This is a genomic window from Serratia sp. MYb239, assembly GCF_002966855.1.
Lineage (GTDB): Bacteria > Pseudomonadota > Gammaproteobacteria > Enterobacterales > Enterobacteriaceae > Serratia_B > Serratia_B rhizosphaerae.
In genome coordinates, this window is sequence record NZ_CP023268.1 from 902,949 (window position 1) to 923,533 (window position 20,585).

Here is a 20,585-nt window from a genome sequence, read left to right on the forward strand (position 1 = left end):
CGTTTACGCGCGGTCAGGTATCCGGCGAGGCATTGTTGTCCACAAACAACGTCAGCGTCAGGCCCGGCTGCAAGCTGCTGTTCTTGCGTTCGAGCGCGCTGTTCCAGCGCATCACGTCGTTAATTTCAACGCCGTGACGACGCGCAATGCTGGCCAGCGAGTCACCTTTGCGTACGCGGTAGGTGATGCTGCTGTTACTGCCGCCATTGCGGGCTACCTGCAGCGTTTGTCCAACCTTCAGCGTGCTTTTGCTGCGCAGGTTGTTCCAGCTCTGCAGATCGCTGGTGCTGAGGTTCAGCCGCTGGGCAATGCCCGATAAGGTGTCGCCGGAGCGCACTTTATAGGTACTGCCGCCGGTCAGGCCGCTGTTTTTCGCCAACTGGGTGGTTGGCTGTGTCACGGCAACCTCGCGGTTAGCCAGCGACCCTTTCAGCTGATCGGCATGCCCTTGGGGAACCATGATGTAATGAGGCCCGTTAGGCGCGGTCACACCTTTTTTGTAACCCGGATTAAACGCCTTAATCTTGGTCAGCGACAGCCCGGACAGCTCGGCCGCCTGGGTCAGACGCATCTGCTGGCCGACGTCGATACGCGCCAGCGCCCGGCTTTCATCCGTTTTCGGCAAACGCACGCCATACTTTTTGCTGTGCTTGATAATCTCGCTCAGCGCCAGCATTTTCGGGACATAGATTGACGTTTCACGCGGAAGCGACAATGCCCAGAAGTTGGTCGGTTTACCCTGGCGGCGGTTCGCCTTGACGGCGCGCATCACGCGACCTTCGCCGCTGTTATAGGCGGCAACGGTCAGCAGCCAGTCGCCCTTAAACATGCGGTTCAGGTATTCCATCATGTTCAGCGCCGCCGTGGTTGAGGCGACGACGTCACGACGTCCGTCATACCATTTGTTGTTCTTTAAACCATAGTTACGACCCGTTTGCGGCACGATCTGCCAAAGCCCTGCGGCGTTGGCGCTCGAGGTCGCGTGTGGGTCAAAAGCGCTCTCCACTATGGGTAGCAGTACCAGTTCCATCGGCATATTGCGTTTTTTAATCTGCTCGACTATCCAGTACATGTACGGCTCAGCCCGTAATGTTACATCGTGGAGATAGCTCTTACTTTTTAAATACTTTCTTTTTTGTTCACGGATCCGGGAGTTTTCCGGAACCTCCATCTTCAGCTCGTCGCTAATGAAGTTCCACAGATCTTGCTGCTGGGCGCTGTTGCCGTTTTTATTCAGCCACTGCGCCGAGCTCGCTCGACTATTTGCTGTGTACTTTCCTGCTTCACTTTCTTGACCTGCCGAAGACAAACTCTGTGCATGCTGTTCTGGAGCCGGCGCGTCCTGCTTGGACGACTGGCAACCAACAAGCAAGACTGAGGCGAGTAATATCGCTTTAGCCTTCATGTGTGTGTCAATGTGGTTGCTTAAAAGACGAGCAATAATACTGTGCTTCGCCAATCAACACAACCAAAAGCTTCAAAAGGTATCCTTCCGGCGGCGTAATTCGGAAAAAGCCGAAGCAAGGTCGTCCGGTGGAGAGTTAAAGCCTAATTCTTTTTGTAAATCAGTGTCATGGCAACGTAAGAATACGTTTATTTTTCGCTCTAATTGCAGGGTTGTCGGCAGGCTGGGTTGGCCTTTTGCCCGTAATGCCTCAACCTGTTGCTGATATGTTTCTATTTGTCGATCTTGCGGCAGAATAGCCCGTGCAAACTTAAGATTTGCCAGCGTATATTCATGAGCGCAGCAAATTAAGGTGTTATCGGGAAGTTGCATGAATTGTTGCAATGAGTGGTACATCTGCTCTGCGGTGCCTTCAAATAAACGTCCGCAGCCGGCGGAAAACAGCGTATCGCCGCAGAACAGATAAGGAGCGCTGTAAAAGGCGATATGGCCCAGCGTATGGCCGGGAACCGCCATCACCTGATAGTTTCTGCCGCCGACATCGATCGTATCACCGCCTTTAACCACCTGCGTCGCGCCTTTATCGGCGGTTTCCTGCGGGCCGTATACCGGCAGGGCCGGATATTGCGCGACAATTTGCGCGACGCCGCCCACGTGGTCGTGGTGATGGTGGGTCAGCAGGATGGCGTCCGGCGTCAGCTGCAGGCGCTGCAATGCCGCCAGCACCGGCGGCGCCTCGCCCGGATCGACAATGACGCAGCGGCCTTGCTGGTCGTCTAATAACCAAATGTAATTGTCCTGGAAGGCAGGAATGCTGATAAGATTCATGGGACACCTCTCGTTGGCAACGGCTTGAAAGAAGATAATAAATCATGAAACCAGCCCACACTCTACAAAAGCTTCATAGTCCGCAGTCGTGGGCCGAGTTGCCATGGGGGGAATATTATCGTGCAGCGCTGGAGCAGCAGTTGCAACCCTGGTGGCCGAAACTGTTTGGTTTTCATCTGTTGAAAATCGGCAGCCTGAGCGCGGAGCTGACCACTGACAAGTGCGCCATCTCCCACCAGGTCAACGTGGGGATGAGCGGCGCGGCGCTCCAGGTGCGCGCCGACGTCTACCAACTGCCGTTTGCCGCCAAGTCGGTGGATGCCTGCCTGCTGGCCCACAGCCTGCCCTACGCCGACGATCCGCACCGTATGCTGCGTGAGGTGGACCGCATTCTGGTTGATGACGGCTGGCTGGTGATCAGCGCCTTTAACCCGTTCAGCCTGCTGGGGCTGGCAAAACTGGTGCCGCGGCTGCGTCAGCGTCAGCCGTATGCCAGCCGCATGTTCACGCAGATGCGGCTGTTGGACTGGCTGAGCCTGTTGAATTATGAAGTGCTTTGTCAGACGCGCTTCCACGTGTTGCCGTGGCATCGCAAAGGGGGGCAGTTTCTCAGCACGCATCTGCCAGCGCTGGGCTGTATGAGCTTGATAGTGGCGCGTAAGCGCACCTTGCCGCTGACGCCGACGCCGCTGAGAATGGGGGCGCGTAAACCGTCCCTTGGCCGCGCGGTCGGCGCGACCAAGAGCTACCGCAAACTGCCGTAATCAGGCGTCCGGCTGATAGCCGCTGTCTTCCTGAGTCGGGTTGCCGGCCGCCTCGCGCGCCAGCACGTCGCAGCGTTCATTCTCCGGATGGCCCGCATGGCCCTTGACCCATTCCCACTGCACGGTATGGCGGGCGATCGCCAGATCCAGCCGTTGCCACAGATCGACATTCTTGACCGGCTTTTTGTCGGCGGTTTTCCAGCCGCGCTTTTTCCAGTTGTGGATCCACTGGGTGATCCCCTGACGGACGTACTGGCTGTCGGTGCTGAGCACCACCGCACAGGGGGCGGTCAGGGTTTCCAGCGCGACAATCGCCGCCATCAGCTCCATGCGGTTGTTGGTGGTGAGCCGATAGCCGGCGCTGAGGCTTTTTTCCGTCTGCTTGTAGCGCAAAATAGCGCCGTAACCACCGGGGCCGGGGTTGCCAAGGCATGAGCCGTCGGTGAAAATTTCTACCTGTTTGAGCATCTCTGGTAGACTCTTCCTAATTAGGTTTTAAAAGCCAAGTCTGACATAAACGAGCGCGATGAGCACTGCAATATGATCACTACACCAACCAGACAGATCGTTCTTGATACCGAAACCACCGGTATGAACAAGCTAGGGGTTCACTATGAAGGGCACCGCATCATCGAAATCGGTGCGGTAGAGGTGATCAACCGGCGTTTGACCGGCCGCCACTATCATGTGTATGTCAAACCCGATCGGCTGGTGGATCCGGAAGCCTACGGCGTTCACGGCATCAGCGATGAATTCCTGGCTGACAAGCCCACCTTCGATCAGATTGCCGACGAGTTTCTCGACTTTATCCGAGGCGGCGAACTCGTTATTCATAACGCATCGTTCGATATCGGCTTTATGGATCACGAATTCCGCATGCTGCAGCGGGATATCCCGAATACCGATACCTTCTGTACCATCACCGATAGCCTGATGATGGCGCGCCGCCTGTTCCCGGGCAAGCGCAACAACCTGGATGCCTTGTGCAGCCGCTACGAAATCGACAACAGCAAGCGTACGCTGCACGGCGCATTGCTCGATGCCGAGATCCTGGCGGAAGTCTATCTGGCGATGACCGGCGGCCAGACTTCGATGGCGTTCCAGATGGAAGGGGATACCCAGCAGAGCGACTCGGTGCAGGAGGTGCAGCGTATCGTGCGTCCGGCTAATGCGATGAAAGTGGTGTACGCCAGCGATGAAGAGCTGGTTGCCCATGAGGCGCGCCTGGATCTGGTGGCGAAAAAGGGCGGCGGCAACTGCCTGTGGCGCGTAGAATAACGGCGTTTCGCGGCGAAAAAAAGCGCAATAAAATCACTCGCTTGTCCGGTTAGCTGAAAAACTGTGCAAACGGCGTTTTTCCCGAAAAAAAGGCGTTGACGGAATGCGCGCTCATCCGTAATATTCGCGTCGTTCCCCCGCAAGAGGGAACGACGCGGAGCGGTAGTTCAGTTGGTTAGAATACCTGCCTGTCACGCAGGGGGTCGCGGGTTCGAGCCCCGTCCGTTCCGCCACTATTCAGGCCCGATGTTATTAACAAATAACATCGGGCCTTTTCGTTTCTGCGATTCAGCGCATCCTGCGCCGCGCGGTGTGCGCAGCGTCGGGTTCAGCGCGTCAGCAGCCAGCGGGCGCTGTGCTCGTCGGTCACCAGCCCATTGATCCAGCCGCCTTTCAGCGCCGCCAGTATCGCCGGCCGTTTATCTTCACCGCAGGCTGCGGCGATGCGCGGGCAATCGCTGCGGCGGATATCGTAGCTGGTATTGCGCCGGTTGATCGCACAGTCGAGCACTTCCCCGTCACCGTCGATAAAGCGCCCCAGAATTTCACCGACCCCACCGAGAGCGGTCAGCTCGGCGAGCTGCGGCTGGTCGATAAAGCCGTCTTTGAAGATCGGGCTTTGCGTGCCCAATGCGCCGATGCCGACAAAGATCACGTCCGAGTTTTCCGCCACCGCCGAGACGTTGCGGTACAGCCGGCTGCCGCTCCACATGGCGTGTTCCTGCGTGGTTTGCGCGTAGCGCGGTGCGGGCCATTGGTAGTACTTCGCCTGGATTTTCCGCGCCAGCAGCAGCGGCACATCGTCGTAATAGTTACACTCGCCGTTTTCGTTCATGGCGCTGATCAGGGCGACGCAGCGGGCGTTCTGGCTGCTGAAGTCGATGCGGTGGATGGTTTTTTTCAGCGTCAACCCGGAGCCGATGCCGATCACCTTGGCCTCGGCGTCACGCAGGTAGCGCGCCATGATTTGCTGGCAGCCGAAAGAGACGCTGTCCAGCGTTCCCTTGCCGCCGTAAGCCGGCACCACGTTACACTCCAGCAGGCGATATTTTTCCTGCAGCAGCTGCGCATAGTCCAGACAGTTGGCCACCGGGTGATGCAGCCCGATCGAGACAATGCCTTCTTCCTTTGCCGCCGCGATCAGCCGTTGCACTACCGGCCGTGATGTGCCGAGCTGGCTGGCGATTTCGCTCTGGTTAAGACCGGCGATGTAGTACATCCACGCGGCGCGGACCTTTTGATCCAGCCGGATATCATCTTCTTTACTCACGAACTTTGCCTCAGGTAAAAGCCGCACGCCCGCCCCCGGTAGCGGCGTCATGCGCGCGGGGGAGCCTCTGCCAGCGCGCTGTCCGCATGTGAATGAAAGCGGAAAAGCGCCTGTCGGAATAAGGCCTTCATTGTGTCGTCAGCTATGTCTTCAGGCAAGTTATTTGCTCACTATTGGTCATATGTAATTTTATTGGTCTTTTGCTCTTTTGTGATCCATGGCTCTTATTCAACTCAAATGATCATCTACAGTGGGCGGCATAACCGTACTGGGGAGTTGAATCATGAACAACGATCAAAACACGTGGCTGCATATCGGTCTGGGATCTTTTCACCGCGCGCATCAGGCGTGGTATCTGCACCGTCTGATCGCCGGCGGTGACCGGCGCTGGCATATTGCCGCCGGCAATATCCGTAATGATGCGGAACAGGTGGTGCAGGCGCTGGCGGCGCAAGACGGGCGCTATGTGCTGGAAACCGTCAGCCCGGACGGCGAGCGCGAGTATGAAGAGATTACTTCGATTCAGACGCTGTTGCCGTGGCAGCCGGATCTGCAGCCGCTGATTGAGGAGGGCGCCCGGCCGCAGACGAAAGTGATCGCGTTTACCGTGACCGAAGGCGGCTACTACCTGAATACCCGCCACAAACTGGACGTGGAGAATGCCGATTTGGCGGCCGACCTGAACGGCGACTGCAAAACCATTTACGGCGCGATTACCAAAATTCTGGAACAGCGGATGGCGCAGAATGCCGGGCCGTTAACGCTGCTGAGCTGCGACAACGTGCGCCACAACGGCGATCGCTTCCACGACGGGCTGACGGAATTCCTGCAGCTGACCGGCAAAAGCGCGGTCAGCGACTGGCTGGCGGCCAACGCCAGCTGTCCGAATACCATGGTTGACCGCATCACGCCGCGTCCGGCGGCGGATCTGCCGGCGCGCATCAAGGCGCAAACCGGGATCGACGATCAAGCGCCGGTGATGGGGGAGAGCTTTATCCAGTGGGTGGTGGAAGACAATTTCCGCGCCGGATGCCCGGACTTGGCCGCCGTGGGCGTGGAGCTGGTGGAATCGGTGATCCCTTACGAAGAGGCGAAAATCCGCATTCTTAACGCTTCGCACAGCTGCATCGCCTGGGCCGGTACGCTGCTCGGTCAGCAATATATCCATGAGAGTACGCTGACCGCCGCGGTTTACGCCATTGCCGACCGCTATGTCACACAGGACGTGATCCCAAGCTTAGGGGACAACGGCATCGATCTGCCCACCTACCGCGACGTGGTGCTCAAGCGTTTCACCAATCCCCATATTCAGGATACCAACCAGCGGGTGGCGGCGGACGGCTTCTCCAAGATCCCGGCGATGATTGCACCTACCCTGCAGGAGTGCTACCAGCGCGGCGCGCGGCCGGAGGCCACCGCCATGCTGCCGGCGCTGTTCTTTGTCTTTATGGAGCGATGGCATCAGGGGGGGCTGCCGTACGACTATCAGGACGGCATTCTCAATGCGCCGGCGGTGCATGCGATGTTCGAATCGGACGATCCGATTGCCGCCTATGCGCAGGACAGCGCGCTGTTTGGCGAACTGACGCAGCGGGCGGATTTTGTCGCGCTGCTGCGCGAGAAGATTGCCGCGGTTTACGCGCTGATTAACTGAGGGGCGGCTATGTATTTAGGCATCGATCTTGGCACATCCGAAGTCAAGGCGCTGATCGTGGATGAAAATGGCGCGATTGTCGCCAGCCACAGCGCGCCGCTGACCATCCAGCGGCCGCAGCCGCATTGGTCGGAACAAGCGCCGCAGGCCTGGTGGGAAGCGACGGACTATCTGATGGCCACGCTGCGTGAAAAGTGCGGCCAGCACTGGTCAGCCATCAAGGCGATAGGGCTGTCCGGGCAGATGCACGGCGCGGTGTTGCTGGATGACAACGATGAGGTTATTCGGCCGGCTATTTTGTGGAACGACACCCGCAGCGCGCAGGAGTGCGTGGAACTGGAAGACATCGCGCCGGAACTGCATCAGGTGGCCGGCAATCTGGCCATGCCGGGCTTCACCGCGCCGAAGCTGCTGTGGGTGCGCCGCCATGAACCGGACAATTTTGCCCGCATCGCGACGGTACTGCTGCCGAAGGATTATCTGCGCTACCAAATGACCGGTAAAAAAATCTCCGATATGTCGGACGCAGCCGGCACGCTGTGGCTGGACGTGGCGCGCCGCGACTGGTCGGACGCGCTGTTGGATAAGTGCGGCCTGTCGCGGCGTCATATGCCGGCGCTGGTGGAAGGCTGTGAGGTTTCCGCCACGCTGGAGCCGCAGCTGGCCGCGCGCTGGGGGCTGAACCCATCGGTGCTGGTGGCCGGCGGCGGCGGTGATAACGCCGTCAGCGCCATCGGCGTCGGCGCGGTGTCGCCGGGCGATGCGTTTATTTCGCTGGGCACCTCCGGCGTGCTGTTTGTGGTGACGGAGGCTTACCGGCCGGCGCCGCAGTCGGCGGTGCACGCTTTTTGTCACGTGCTGCCGAATCTGTGGCACCAGATGAGCGTGATGCTCAGCGCCGCCAGCTGTCTGCAGTGGTTCTGCCGGCTGGTGGGGGTCACGGAAAACGCGCTGCTGGAGGAGATCGCCCAGCTGAGCGAGGAAGAAAAAGCCGCCGCGCCGCTGTTTCTGCCGTACCTGTCCGGCGAACGCACGCCGCATAACGACCCGGATGCGGGCGGCATGTTCTGGGGGCTGAACCATGCCAGCCAGCGCGCATTGATGGGCTACGCGGTGCTGGAAGGCGTGAGCTTCGGCATGGCGGACGGACTGCGGGTGCTGCAGGAGAGCGGCACCCGTATCGAACAGTGTTCGCTGGTGGGCGGAGGCGCCCGCAGCCCGTTCTGGGCGCAGCTGCTGGCAGACATCCTGAATTTGCCGGTGGTGACGCATAAAGGCGGCGAAACCGGCGGCGCGCTGGGCGCGGCGCGTCTGGCCTGCCTGGCGGCCGGCAAGCCGCTGGCGGCGGTGTGTGAAAAGCCGGAAATCTTCCGCACCTGGCGGCCGGAGGCGGCGCGCCATCAGCGGCTGATGACGCGCTATGCGCAGTTCAATGCGCTGTATGTCAACGACCTGAATTACCGTAAGCACTGATTTTAATAACAATAATACATCGCGGCCGCTCGCAGGGCGGCCCTCGGTACCCTGAAAACGAGGTCATTATGTCGGTAAACAACAAACAGTGGCTCGGACTGCCCCTGAACCTGATATGGGGATATATCGCCATTGCGGTCTTTATGACCGGCGACGGTTTCGAGCTGGCCTTCCTGTCGCACTACATTAAAGAGCTGGGCTTTACGCCGGCGCAGGCCTCTTTCGCCTTCACCCTTTACGGGCTGGCGGCGGCGCTGGCCGCCTGGATCTCCGGCGTGGTGGCGGAGATTATCACTCCGCAGAAAACCATGATGATCGGCTTTGTCATGTGGTGCATTTTCCACGTGCTGTTCCTGGTGTTCGGCCTGGGCGATGCCAACTATCCGCTGATTCTGCTGTTTTACGGCATTCGCGGCCTGGCCTATCCGCTGTTCTTGTATGCCTTTATCGTCGCCATCGTGCATAACGTGCCGAGCGACAGGGCGAGCTCGGCGCTGGGCTGGTTCTGGGCGGTGTATTCCATCGGCATCGGCGTGCTCGGCAGCTATATTCCGAGCTTTACCATTCCGCAGATCGGTGAGTTGGGCACCCTGTGGCTGGCGCTGGTGTTCTGTGTGATCGGCGGCATTATCTCGATGGTGGCGCTGCGCAATACCGAAACGCCGCGCCATATGCGCAACCTCACCACCCGCGAGAAGTTCGGCGAACTGAGCCGCGCGGTGACGCTGCTGTACACCAACCGCAGCATTCTGCTCTCCAGCATGGTGCGTATTATCAACACGCTGTCGCTGTTCGGCTTTGCGGTCATTATGCCGCTGATGTTCGTCGATGAGCTGGGCTTCACCACGCCGGAGTGGCTGCAGGTATGGGCGGTGTTCTTCTTTACCACCATTTTCTCCAACGTATTCTGGGGCATTGTGGCGGAGAAGATGGGCTGGATGAAGGTGGTGCGCTGGTTCGGCTGCGTAGGCATGGCGCTCTCCAGTCTGGCGTTTTACTACATCCCGCAGCATTTCGGCCATAACTTCGCCATGGCGTTGATTCCGGCGGTTGCCCTGGGGATCTTCGTCGCGGCATTCGTGCCGATGGCGGCGGTGTTCCCGGCGCTGGAGCCGAAGCATAAAGGCGCGGCGATTTCGGTGTATAACCTGTCCGCCGGCATGTCGAACTTCCTGGCGCCGGCGATTGCGGTGGTGCTGCTGCCGTACTTCAGCACCATCGGCGTGGTGGTGGCGTACACGGCGCTGTATGTGCTGGCGTTTTTCCTCTGTCCGCTGATTCGCGTCGAGCAGCCGGGAATTGGCCGGCAGACAAGCGGCGAGGGCGAAACCGCCGGGATATCGTCATAAGGGAAAAGCGGGGGCGCGGCGCGCCCCCGTTCGGGCAGGGATCAGAACAGTACCGAGTAGTTCAGACCAAAGGTGCGGCCGCGGCCTTTGTAGCTATACAGCTCAGGCGCGCCGTAGGTCGGGCTGTACAGGTACGGCGCCCGCTGGCCCCAGGTGGTGGTGTAGTCTTTGTCCAGCAGGTTCTCGATGCTGAAGCTGATTTTCCCCACCGGCAGCATGTAGCTGCCCAGGAAATCGACGGTGTTATAGCCGTCGATTTTTTTACCGTCGGCATCGGAGACGTCAAAGGTCTGCTGCGACTGCATGCGCAGGTTCCAGTCGCCCGGCGCCCAGGCGACGTAAGCGGTGGCTTTTGACGGGCTGGCGGTATCGACCGTCAGTTTCTCCCACTTGCCGTCAACCTTGGTCTGCGACTTGATCAGGTTGAAGGTTGCGCCAGTGCTCCATTCGCCGTCGTCGAAGAAGTAATCCACCGCCCCTTCCACGCCGTAAATCCGGCGCTTATCGTCGTCGAGGTTGATGGTCATATCGGTCTTGTTGATCGAAATGGTCTTGTCGGACAGCGAGTAGTAAGCCGCCACCTGCGTGCGCAGGTTATCGCCGGTGTAGCGCCAGCCCAGCTCGTAAGCGTTGACCTTGATGCCGTCGAGCTTGGAGTCATTGACGTTGACGCTGTTTTTCAGCTGATAGTGGCCGTTAACCAGATCATAGTTGCCAGAACCGTAGTATTTGGCGATATCCGGGATCTCGAAGCCCTGCGAGAAGTTGAACCACAGCTGCTGGCGTTCGGTCAGGTGTGCCAGCAGGCCGGCGTTGAACAGCGCGTTGTTGTAGCTGGTTTTACCGCCCGGCACGGCGTCGGCGGAGTTGGCCAGGCCGTTGGCGATGCCCTGCTGCTGCGCGTAGCCGACGAAATCATCCACCTTGTTCTCGGTGTACTGATAGCGCACGCCGCCGCTCAGGGTGAAGATTGGGTTGATGTCGTAGCTGGCCTGCAGGAACGGCGCCAGGTTGGTGGTGGTGTAGCTGGGGTAACGGCCGACGTTGTAGCTGTTCTCCAGGTGCATGCCGCCGGACTGCTTCGCCTTATCCAGATCGAAGAACTGCTGGTTGGCGTTAAAGCTTTCATGCTCGGCGTCGACGCCGTAGGTCAGCGTCAGGCCGTCGACCGGCTTGCTGTTCAGCGTCAGCTTGCCGCCGTAGAAGTCGGTTTTCTGCTGCGACGCGCCGATGCTGGTGACGTCGCCCTGTTTGCTCAGGGTCGGGAACGGGTAGAAGGTCAGCGACTCATCGCGGTAATAGACCTGCGCCACCAGATCCTGGCCCCAGAAATCGGTGTTGGAGTACTGCAGGTTGATCAGATGACGTTCGGTGCCGGGAATACGGTCGGAGTTGAGATTACCGCTGTTGGAGGCGGTGCCGTTGCCGGTGACCGCCGAGAAATTCTCTCCCAGATACAGGCCGTGGTCGCCGTCGGACTGGCTTTTGTAATATTGGGTGGTCAGCTGCAGCTGCTGGTGGTCGTCAATATTCAGGGTGCCGGTGCCCATCACGTCGATGCGGTCGGAATATTGCAGGCCGGTTTGGGTATTGTCGATCAATACCTCTTTGCCCTTGCCGTCATACCAGCCGCCGTAGCGCTGATAGGAGACCGACAGGCGCCCGGAGGCGTGTTCGTTACCGCCGCTGACCGCCGCCGCCACGTTTTCATCGTGGTCGTTATGGCCGCCGAAGCCGGTTTTGCCGCCGATTTGCAGCTCCACCTGTTTTTCCTGCTGGCCTTTTTTGGTGACGATATTCACCAGGCCGCCGGTGCTGCCGCCGCCGAACAGCGAAGTAGCGCCGGAGATCACTTCAATATGGTCGATATTGAACGGGTCGATCGAATCGAGCTGACGGCTGTCGGTGCGCGAGGAGTTCTGGCGCACGCCGTCAATCATTACCAGCATCGAACGGCCGCGCATGTTCATGCCGTAGTTGGTGCGCCCCTGGCTGCTGACGTCCATCCCCGGGATCAGCTGGGCGAGGATCTCTTTGATCTCTTTGCCGCCCTGCACCTGCTGTTCAATTTCCTGGCTTTCAATCACCCAGGTTGTCTGCGCCATTTCCGTCGCGCTGCGGTGCATACGGTTGGCGGAAACGACCAACTGGTCTTCATTTTTTTGATCGTCCGCCCAGGCGGTCGGCGCCAGCATGGCCAGCAGGCAGGGATTCAGTATCCAGAGGTGCTTGCGTTTCATCGTTATTCTCAATCTTTCCCGTTGTTGTGATTATTGCGCATCCCGGCGGCGGACGCGGCTTCGCGCGCCTTGCTCGCCGCAGGGATGAATATTAAAAACTAAAATTCAGAATAATTCAGCATAGATTGCTCATTTCGTGCTGTCGCCCCGGATTGTTGGCTACGCCACTGAATCAGCGACGGGCTTGAGGTTAAATCAAACGCTTCCTGCCCCAGCGCCCGGTTGAGAATGCGCGCCGCGCGCCAGGCCATCAGGCTGAGCTGCGGTTCGGCGATGCCGTGGCTGTGCATGCCGGCATTGACGGCAAACAGGCAGTTTTCCGCCGGCCCGTCCCATTCCAGCGTAAAGTCCGGCGCCACGCGATAGTTATCGTCGTCGGTCAGCCGCAGCCGGTCGGCCAGCGGCGCCAGAAACGCCGGGCGCTCCGGCTGATAGCCGGTGGCGAAAATCACCACGTCGCTGTCAAAGGTCTCTTTGCCCTGATCGAGGTGGTGGTGGGTGACCAGCTGGTAGCCGTTGCCCTGCGGCTGCATCGCCGCCAGCGAACGGCTGGGCAGCAGGCGCGCCCAGGGCGTTTCGCGCAGCACTTCAAAGCGGTGATACATGGCGCGGTAAATCGCCAGCAGCGACTCGGTGGTGATGCCGTCCGAGGTCATCTTCTGCTCCGTCAGCATGCGCTGCTTGGCGCTGTCGTTCAGGGTATAGAAGCTTTCCACGTAGTCCGGCGTAAAGTACTCGTTGGCGAACGCCGCTTCGTCCAGCGCATTGTAGTTGTTGCGGCGCGATACCCAGTTGAGCTGTACCGGCTGGCCCCACTCGCCGCGGAAAATATTCAGGAACAGATCGGCGCCGCTCTGGCCGCCGCCGACCACGGTGACGCGTTTGCCGGCCAGATCCGGGTTGCGCAGCGCCATTTCGCTGGCGTGGAAGCAGCGATCGTTCTGCTCGCTGACGCACTCCGGCAGCAGCGGTTTTTTACCGATGCCAAGGCACACGTGGCGCGCCCGGAAGGTGCCGCGCTGGGTGGTGACCTCAAACAGCCGCTGCGTATCGTTGAATTCCACCCGTTGGATCTCCTGGCTGAATGCCAGCGAGCTGAGTCCGTTGGCCGCCCAGTCAAGGTAGTCGGCAAACTCTTCGCGCGATACGGTGCGCTGTTCGGTGGTCAGGAAGCGGTAGAACTTTTTACGTTTTACCAGATAGTTGAGAAAGCTGTACGGGTTGGTCGGCGCCACCGCACTGACCAGATCCTTGAGAAAGCTGGTTTGCATATGGCAATCCGGCACCATCATGCCCGGGTGCCAGGAGAAGTGCGGCTTGCGTTCGAGAAACAGGCTGTTGAAACCGTCGACTTCGCTGCCCAACGCGGCAATGCTGAGGTTGAACGGACCGATACCGATGCCGATGAAATCGAGGGGCTGATTCATTGGGCAGACTCCTTGGAGACCAAATAAAGCGGGTTATCCAGATCCTGCAGATAGTTCGGCAACATGCGGCTGCCGCCATCGTGTTCTGAATAGGTAAGTTTCACCGGGTTGAGCACCACGCGAATAATTTGTGGTTTAAACAGACTGAAAAGTGCAAAGCGTTCCGCCATGTCCGGGTGCTGCGCCATATAGTCTTGCAGCACCGTCGCCAGCAGTTGATAAAAACGTTCTTCGCTGATTTGGCAACTGGCCATCAGCGGGGAGATAAAGCGCAGCACGGTGACAAAGTGGCCGGTCTGCAGATCGTGAATCAGGTAGTCGGCCGGCAGGCGCACGGTGACGTCCTTCACCGACTGCGGCAGCGACGCCGCTTCGGCAAATTCCTGCTCCACCAGGCGCATATCGCCCTGAAAATCCTTCAGCAGCACGCGCTGCGGCACGTAATCCTTCATCACCAGCGTGATGTTCTGGCCGTGGGCGATCAACGCCACGCCGTAGCGGCACATCAGGTGGTACATCGGGATCACCACCGCCCGGAACATCTGCGTCAGCCAGGCCTCGGCGCTGAGGCCGGAGCGCTCAATATAGGCGGCGATCAGCGGCTGGCCGTGGTTGTCGGTTTCCATCAGCGTCGCCATCAGTATCGCCTGCTCACCTTCCTGCAGATAGCCGGACGGATTTTCACGCCAGATCACGCCGAGCATCTCCTGATAGCGGTAGGGCGCCTGCGGCAGGCTGGCGTAGGTCTGGTGCGCCATGTAGCCGGCCGCCGGTTCGCCCAGAATCTGGGCGCCGCTGGCGCGCAGCGTGGCGTCGCCGGCGAAGATCTGCTGCAGCCAGCGGGAGGCCGCCGGGCCGGCGCCGATATATTTACCGGGAATGCCGCGGTAGCAGGAGGTGTTGTAAATGGTCAGCGGCAGCTTGATATCAAAGGCCGAGCGGCGGCTGACGTTGGTCAGCGTGCGCAGCGATTGCTGGGCCAGATAGCGATCGCCGAATTCCCCCAGCTCCACCAGTTCGCCGCTCGCCAGCTGCGGCAGGAAGTGCAGGGCGACTTTCTGCTGCCACTGCCACGGATGCAGCGGCACGGGAATCCAATCCTGCGTCAGCTTCAGTTCCTGCCAGCGCCGTTCGAAACGCTGACGCTCACTGACGTCCATGGCGCTGTCCAGCAGGTTATCCAGCGGATAGTCGTCATCGGCGCACCAGACGAAGCTGTCGCGCCGCGCCGCCACCCAGTGCAGGCAAAACTGCCCCTGATACTCCGGCGCATAGCGCTGCAGCGCCTCCAGCCCCCAGCCGCGCCGGCCTTTATTGAAGATAAACTTCGGGTGGCCGGCCAGCAGGCACTGCTGCTCATCAGGATCCAGTGCGATCAGATCCTGGGCGCTCATGCCGTGGCGCGCCGCCCGCAACTGCAGATCGCCGCGCAGGGTGGCGTACAGATCTTCCAGGTGCTCGGCGATTTGCGCGTCGCTCATGGTCAGCACCTGCGCCAGCTGGCGCAGCGTCTGGTCTGCCGCCAGCGGCTGGTCGCCGCAGGAGAGCGAATCGGCGTCGATATGCAGCCAGCCCCAGATGCCGCGCCGGGCGCGGAAGCGGTAGACCGTATCCCCCAGCGCGATGCGCTGCCAGCCCTCGGTTTCGGCTTCGGCGCGCAGCGTGCGTTCATACTCAAGTTCCGCCAGGATCTTGGCGATCATCTGGCGGTTGACGTGCTGCCAGTCCGTGTATTCCGTGAGATTCATACCGCTTGCCCCTGGAAGAAATCGTGACGTTGGTTGACGATCAGGCGTGAGCGCTTATGCGGAAAATCAAACTCCTTCACCGTCTGGTAGCCGGCCGCCGGCAGATGGCGGAACAGGCGCTGATTGTCGGCGCGCGGCTCGGCCACCACGCGGGTGGTGCGCGGCTCGTCCAGATAGAGATAGTGGGTCAGCCCGCGCAGCCAGCTGCGGATAAACTGCGCGCCGCGCCACGCTTCTTCGCCCACCAGCATATGCAGGCCGCGGTCGAACGGCTGCCAGCGGTAGTGGCGGCCGATGCGGTCTTCCGCCGCCCAGTAGACTTCGAAATAGCCGAACGGCTGGTCGTCGAAGCAGCCCAGCAGCGGGTAGCAGTAGCTGGAATCCAGCTGACGCTGCAGATAGGCCGCCTGTTGTTCCTGCGGGCCGGTCATCTCCCAGAATGCGGCGACGCGCGGGGCGTTCATCCAGCGGGTGAAGCGCTCCGCATCCTGCGCCACTTCCGGCAGGCGGAAGCTCAGCGTGTGCTTGATCTGCGGGTCGAAACGGCGATAGACCTCGCCCTGCGGACGCGCCGGGCGCTGCGGAAACCACAGCTCGCGCTCTGCGTCGTACTGCATCTGTCCGCCGGCCGGCGCGCGCGGTGCCGTCAGCCACAGCGGCAGCTGGTAAAAGGCTTCACGCGCCAGATAGTCGCCGTGCGCCAGGGCGAACAGCGCCTGCGCCTGCGGCTCTTCACGCCATGCGGCATACGGCAGGGCGATGCCCGTCAGCTGCGGCGCGGCGACCAACAGCTGATCCAGCGCCTGCACCAGCCAGCCGTCGGGCAGGGCGACGCCCGGCGGGTGCAGTACCGCGCTGCCGTCCAGCCCGAGGCTCAGCGGCAGGTTTTGCGCCAGCATTTCGCAGCGGAAGCCGGCGGCGGCATGCATCAGTTTGGCGATCGACATTATTTATCCTCCTGCGCGCGCAGCGGGTTGGTGAAATCAAAGTAGATCACCGCAGGGTCGACGATGGTGTTTTCGTTATGGTCGTGCAGGTAACAGAAGAAGTTGCCCTTGCAGTTCCAGTGGCTGCTGTCCAATACGTAGTCCAGACAGCGGGTGTCGAGCGCCGTGGCGCGCAGGCCGGCCAGCGCGTCGCGCACCTGTCCCATCAGGTTTTGTTCACTGTCGAAACCGGCGGCGGCCATCGCGGCGGTGACCGCCAGCGTGGAGTTCACCAGCAGGTAGTAGGGGAAGTAGCGCAGCAGTTGCTGTTCGCTAAAGCGGTTTTCCGCTTCGGCTTCGCCGATCTGATCGAGCCACGGCGTCGCGCTGTGGGTAAAACCGCTGCCCTGACAGTCGCGGTACAGCATGCCGACCGGCAGATCCTGCTGCATCTCCACCAGAATATTTTGCTGGTGCGCCAGCAGCACCAGGCCGTAGTCCGCTTCGGTACTGAACAGCGGCAGCAGCACGTGGTTGCAGTAAGCGTCCAGCCAGCAGCGCGCGGCCTGCGCCAGCGGCAGATCAAGGCGTGCGGCCAGGCGGCGCACCGCCGCCGCCAGCAGGCTGTCGCCGCCGTCCGGCGCGGCCTGGGTCAGCGTCACCAGCACGTTGGTTTGCGTATCAGGGCGATCGAACAGCAGGTTGACCCGCAGCGCCATCAGGCTCTCTTCCTGAATCTCGCCGTCTGCGGAGCGCAGACCGGCCCAGCCGTCTTCCTGCATCACGCGCATGGTGGGGTAGCGCGCCTGCAGCGTCTGCCAGCGCTCGGTTTGCGCCAGCCGCGCCAGACGCATGCCGCGTTTGACTTCTTTGACCGACAGCGTACGCACCGAGTTGGTCAGGCGCACGCTGAGGGAGAATTTGATCATGTCGCGGTTGCTTTCGCTGTACAGCGAGCGGGAGGAACTGGTCGGCAGCCAGCGTGCGCCGGCCTCGCCCAGATCGCGCAGCAGCCCCTGTTCAACCAGCGACTGGCACCACGGCTGGGCCAGCAGATGGTCGGCCTGCCACGGATGCATCGGCAGCAGCCAGACGTCATCGGTAAAATGCGCCAGCAGCTGCGGCGCGCTTTCGGCGGCAAAACGCTGCAGCCGCTGTTGCAGCGTCAGAGTCAGGCTGTCGCCGCACACCACGCGCTTGTCGGCGGCAAACCAGCGCAGCGGGAAGCGCGCGCCGAAGTCCGGCAGATAGCGCCGCGCCTGCTGCGGATCGAACGGTTCGTGGGATTTCGGCGCCGGGTGGAACGCGTGGCCGACCAGCAATCCCTGTTCCGCCTGCGCGAAGTTCAGCGGCCGGTCGCGCAGCGTCGGCCAGTCGAGACGCACGGCGATCGCCTGCTGCGTATTGTCGTGGCTCTCCAGCACGCGCTGGCGGAAGCGCGCCACGGTCTGGTCGTTCAGTTCGCCTTTTACCGCAGGCTTGGCCAGCAGCAGATCCACCAGTTGCTCGACGCTGAGCGCCGTCGCCTGACCGTCGTCTGACTGATGCAGATAGGCCGGGAACAGGTAGTGGTGGTGCTGCGTCGGTGAGGTGTAGCGCAGATTAATGCGGATAGCCTGATGGTGATTAAGAGGAATATGGAGCTGAGGATGTTGCTGGTGGTCGGTGGCCGGAAGAACTTGCCAATCCCGGGTTTCGCGCATTAATGCGTTGAGAAAACACTGCGCAGCCACATCGTTCTTTGCGGTTGCAAACTGAATAGTCATGATCCCAGATTCACTATGAAACAATTGAGAATGATTCTTATATCAAGAATGGTTCACATTCACAATAATCCCGTGGTACAATTTTTAGCATAAATCGTACGTAAAACTCTTATTTTCTTAACGGTTACTTTACTTTTCATGAGCCTATCCCCACAACCGGACGTTCTTGCAGGCGACAACATTGCGCCTGCCAACTGGCCCCTGGCGTTCTGTGCCGGCTTATTGGGCATCGGGCAAAATGGTTTATTGGTGGCGCTGCCGGCATTGGTCAGCATGACCCACCTGTCTCTGTCGGTCTGGGCAGGATTATTGACGCTCGGTTCGATGCTGTTTTTAGTCGGTTCCCCCTATTGGGGACGGCAGTGCGAAGTGCGCGGCTGTAAATATGTGGTGCTGATGGCGCTGGGCGGCTATCTGCTCAGCTTTGCGCTGCTGGCGCTGGCGGTATGGGGGTTGGCGGCAGGCTGGCTGCCCCCGCTGGCGGGCCTCGGCGCGCTGGTGGCGGCGCGTATTCTGTACGGCCTGACGGTGTCCGGCATGGTGCCCGCCAGCCAGACCTGGGCGCTGCAGCGCGCCGGCCATGAGCGTCGCATGGCGGCGCTGGCTACCATCAGTTCAGGGCTGAGCTGCGGCCGTCTGCTGGGGCCGCTGTGCGCGGCGCTGGCGCTCTCCCTACATCCGATGGCGCCGCTGTGGCTGATGGCCCTGGCGCCGTTGCTTGCCCTGCTGGTGGTGTGCCGCCAGCAGAACGATCCGCCGCTGCCGCCGGTGGCGCAGCAGCAAAACCGTTTGCAATGGCATATGCTGCCGTACCTGCTGTGCGCTCTGCTGCTGGCGGCGGCGGTCAGCCTGATGCAGCTGGGGCTGGCGCCGCATCTGACCCCGCTCTTCCAGAATTCGACAACGCTGGTCAGCCACCATGTGGCGATCCTGCTGAGCGTGGCGGCCGGCTGTACGTTGCTGGCGCAGTTTCTGGTGGTGCGGCCGCAGCGTTTTCCGCCGGCGCAGCTGCTGCTAATTGCCGCGCTGCTGATGGTGGTAGGGTTGGCGCTGATGTGCGCGCAGCCGCTGGCGCTGTTTTATCTGGGCTGTGCGCTGACGTCATTTGGCGCAGCGATGGCCACGCCGGGTTACCAGCTGCTGCTGAATGACAAACTCTCTACCGGCAAAGGTTCCGGGGTTATCGCCACCAGCCACACGCTGGGCTACGGGCTGAGCGCTTTGATGGTGCCAGCGGTGGCGAAATTTTACGGCGAGTCGCAGCTGATTGCGGCGGCGCTGGCGATGGCCGTCCTGCTGGGCGGCGTAAGCGGCTGGCTATGGCGCCGGCGAGAAAAATAAATAAGCGGGAGAGGCCGTCAGATGTCCGCGAGCTATCGTATTTTTGATGTTCAGTTAACCGAGAAACGCCAGATTTCCCCGTCGCTGGTGCGTTGCGTCTTCAGCGGTCCGCAGGTGAGCCGGATGAAGCTGGAAGCGCCGGACCAGCGTATCAAGCTGCTGTTCCCGAGTGCGGAAGGGCAGGCGTTGCAGCTGGCGAACGGCGATGACTGGTATCGCGACTATATGGCGATACCGAAGGCGCAGCGGCCGGTGATGCGCACCTATACCCTGCGTGCGCTGCGCAGTGAGCGGCAGGAGATGGACGTTGAGTTTGTGCTGCACGGCGACAGCGGCCCGGCCTCCGCCTGGGCAACGCATGCGCAGGTGGGCGACGCCATTCAGATTGTGGCGCCCAACGCCGATTTTGCCGGCGACAGCGGCGGTTATGAATGGGCGCCGCCGGCGCAGATGAACCAGGCGCTGCTGATTGCCGATGAAACCGCGCTGCCGGCGGCGATGGGCATTCTTGAACGTCTGGCGCAGCAGGACAACCCGCCGCGGGTGCAGGCCTTTTTTGAAGTGCCGCTGGCCGGCGACTGCGTCAGCGTGGCGCAGTTCCCGTTTGCCGAGGTGTTCTGGCTGCCGCGTGACGTCGGGCCGCAGCAGTTGCACGGCACGCTGCTGCTGGAGTCGGTGCGCCGCCGGGTGACGATTCCCGATTCTGCGCGCGCCGAAGCGCAGTCGCTGGCGGAAAACAGCCTGGGCGGCGAGGTACTGTGGGAAAGGGCTGAGGGCGCCTGCAGCTTTTACGCCTGGGTCGCCGCCGAATCGTCGACGGTGAAATCGCTGCGCCGCTATCTGGTTGGTGAATGCGACCTGGATCGTTCCACGGTCAACTTTATGGCCTACTGGTGCTGATAGCGTAAATCGCCAGGTTAGTGGCTTAATAAGTTATTATTTTCACAATGGGGTTGCTGCTTAATAAGGCTGATAACTTAATGGGTTATCAGCTTTTTTAGTTATTAATTAAATAAGCTATTAAGTTAATAATTTATCGATTTAATCACGACGACTGCGTTGATGTTAGCTTGTTAAGCTAATATTTTGTTGGCTTGTTGGCTTGTTGGCTTGTTG

At 60.5% G+C, this 20,585-nt stretch carries 16 protein-coding genes and 1 tRNA gene; 8 read left to right on the forward strand and 9 right to left on the reverse strand.

What is annotated here, in order from left to right:
- Window positions 1–13: 13 nt before the first annotated feature.
- Both mltD and gloB read right to left on the reverse strand, forming a co-directional pair.
- Window positions 14–1,405, reverse strand: coding sequence for a murein transglycosylase D (gene mltD, locus CLM71_RS04265; protein WP_105229898.1), 1,392 nt, complete (start codon window positions 1,403–1,405; stop codon window positions 14–16).
- Window positions 1,406–1,477: 72 nt separating this feature from the next.
- The gene (gloB, locus tag CLM71_RS04270) at window positions 1,478–2,233 is read right to left on the reverse strand and encodes a hydroxyacylglutathione hydrolase (RefSeq protein ID WP_105229899.1); all 756 of its coding nucleotides are present in this window, start codon (window positions 2,231–2,233) and stop codon (window positions 1,478–1,480) included.
- A gap of 44 nt (window positions 2,234–2,277) precedes the next feature.
- Here gloB and CLM71_RS04275 point away from each other — a divergent pair, with 44 nt between their 5' ends.
- Window positions 2,278–2,997: a class I SAM-dependent methyltransferase gene (locus tag CLM71_RS04275; RefSeq protein WP_105229900.1), complete on the forward strand. Its 720-nt coding sequence runs from the start codon at window positions 2,278–2,280 to the stop codon at window positions 2,995–2,997.
- Here the strand turns inward: CLM71_RS04275 and rnhA are convergent, their stop codons facing one another.
- Entirely contained in the window at window positions 2,998–3,465 is a 468-nt protein-coding gene (gene rnhA / locus CLM71_RS04280) for a ribonuclease HI (RefSeq protein ID WP_015671062.1), read from the reverse strand.
- Between the two features lie 72 nt (window positions 3,466–3,537).
- Here rnhA and dnaQ point away from each other — a divergent pair, with 72 nt between their 5' ends.
- Window positions 3,538–4,275 (forward strand): DNA polymerase III subunit epsilon, encoded by a 738-nt coding sequence (gene dnaQ / locus CLM71_RS04285; RefSeq protein WP_105229901.1) that lies wholly within the window; start codon window positions 3,538–3,540, stop codon window positions 4,273–4,275.
- Window positions 4,276–4,431: 156 nt separating this feature from the next.
- A tRNA-Asp gene (locus CLM71_RS04290) sits at window positions 4,432–4,508 on the forward strand.
- A 95-nt stretch (window positions 4,509–4,603) separates the two neighbouring features.
- Here the strand turns inward: CLM71_RS04290 and CLM71_RS04295 are convergent.
- Window positions 4,604–5,545, reverse strand: a complete 942-nt coding sequence (locus CLM71_RS04295; RefSeq protein WP_105229902.1) for a sugar-binding transcriptional regulator — start codon at window positions 5,543–5,545, stop codon at window positions 4,604–4,606.
- Window positions 5,546–5,828: 283 nt separating this feature from the next.
- Between CLM71_RS04295 and dalD the strand changes: the two genes are divergently transcribed.
- From dalD to CLM71_RS04310, 3 genes are all read left to right on the forward strand, one after another.
- The gene (dalD, locus tag CLM71_RS04300; protein ID WP_105229903.1) at window positions 5,829–7,199 is read left to right on the forward strand and encodes a D-arabinitol 4-dehydrogenase; all 1,371 of its coding nucleotides are present in this window, start codon (window positions 5,829–5,831) and stop codon (window positions 7,197–7,199) included.
- Between the two features lie 9 nt (window positions 7,200–7,208).
- Window positions 7,209–8,672: a xylulokinase gene (gene xylB / locus CLM71_RS04305; RefSeq protein WP_105229904.1), complete on the forward strand. Its 1,464-nt coding sequence runs from the start codon at window positions 7,209–7,211 to the stop codon at window positions 8,670–8,672.
- Window positions 8,673–8,740: 68 nt separating this feature from the next.
- On the forward strand, window positions 8,741–10,021 hold the full coding sequence (locus CLM71_RS04310; protein ID WP_105229905.1) for an RbtT/DalT/CsbX family MFS transporter: 1,281 nt from the start codon (window positions 8,741–8,743) through the stop codon (window positions 10,019–10,021).
- Between the two features lie 41 nt (window positions 10,022–10,062).
- On the opposite strand, the gene CLM71_RS04315 is transcribed toward CLM71_RS04310, so the two are convergent.
- The 5 genes from CLM71_RS04315 to CLM71_RS04335 all read right to left on the reverse strand — a co-directional run bounded on the left by CLM71_RS04315 (window position 10,063) and on the right by CLM71_RS04335 (window position 18,128).
- Window positions 10,063–12,261 carry a TonB-dependent siderophore receptor gene (locus tag CLM71_RS04315; protein WP_105229906.1) on the reverse strand — a complete coding sequence of 733 codons (2,199 nt, stop codon included), beginning with the start codon at window positions 12,259–12,261 and terminating at the stop codon, window positions 10,063–10,065.
- Window positions 12,262–12,359: 98 nt separating this feature from the next.
- A complete protein-coding gene (locus tag CLM71_RS04320) occupies window positions 12,360–13,688 on the reverse strand; it encodes a lysine N(6)-hydroxylase/L-ornithine N(5)-oxygenase family protein (RefSeq protein WP_105229907.1) in 1,329 nt (442 codons plus the stop codon).
- Window positions 13,685–15,436 carry an IucA/IucC family siderophore biosynthesis protein gene (iucC, locus tag CLM71_RS04325; RefSeq protein WP_105229908.1) on the reverse strand — a complete coding sequence of 584 codons (1,752 nt, stop codon included), beginning with the start codon at window positions 15,434–15,436 and terminating at the stop codon, window positions 13,685–13,687. The genes CLM71_RS04320 and iucC overlap by 4 nt, the downstream gene beginning before the upstream one ends.
- Window positions 15,433–16,383: a GNAT family N-acetyltransferase gene (locus CLM71_RS04330; RefSeq protein ID WP_199776397.1), complete on the reverse strand. Its 951-nt coding sequence runs from the start codon at window positions 16,381–16,383 to the stop codon at window positions 15,433–15,435. Before CLM71_RS04330 ends, iucC begins: the two co-directional genes overlap by 4 nt.
- On the reverse strand, window positions 16,383–18,128 hold the full coding sequence (locus CLM71_RS04335; protein ID WP_105229910.1) for an IucA/IucC family siderophore biosynthesis protein: 1,746 nt from the start codon (window positions 18,126–18,128) through the stop codon (window positions 16,383–16,385). The genes CLM71_RS04330 and CLM71_RS04335 overlap by 1 nt, the downstream gene beginning before the upstream one ends.
- Before the next feature lie 138 nt (window positions 18,129–18,266).
- Between CLM71_RS04335 and CLM71_RS04340 the strand changes: the two genes are divergently transcribed.
- On the forward strand, window positions 18,267–19,469 hold the full coding sequence (locus tag CLM71_RS04340) for an MFS transporter (protein WP_105229911.1): 1,203 nt from the start codon (window positions 18,267–18,269) through the stop codon (window positions 19,467–19,469).
- Between the two features lie 21 nt (window positions 19,470–19,490).
- The gene (locus CLM71_RS04345) at window positions 19,491–20,369 is read left to right on the forward strand and encodes a siderophore-interacting protein (RefSeq protein WP_105229912.1); all 879 of its coding nucleotides are present in this window, start codon (window positions 19,491–19,493) and stop codon (window positions 20,367–20,369) included.
- The last annotated feature ends 216 nt before the right edge of the window (window positions 20,370–20,585 follow it).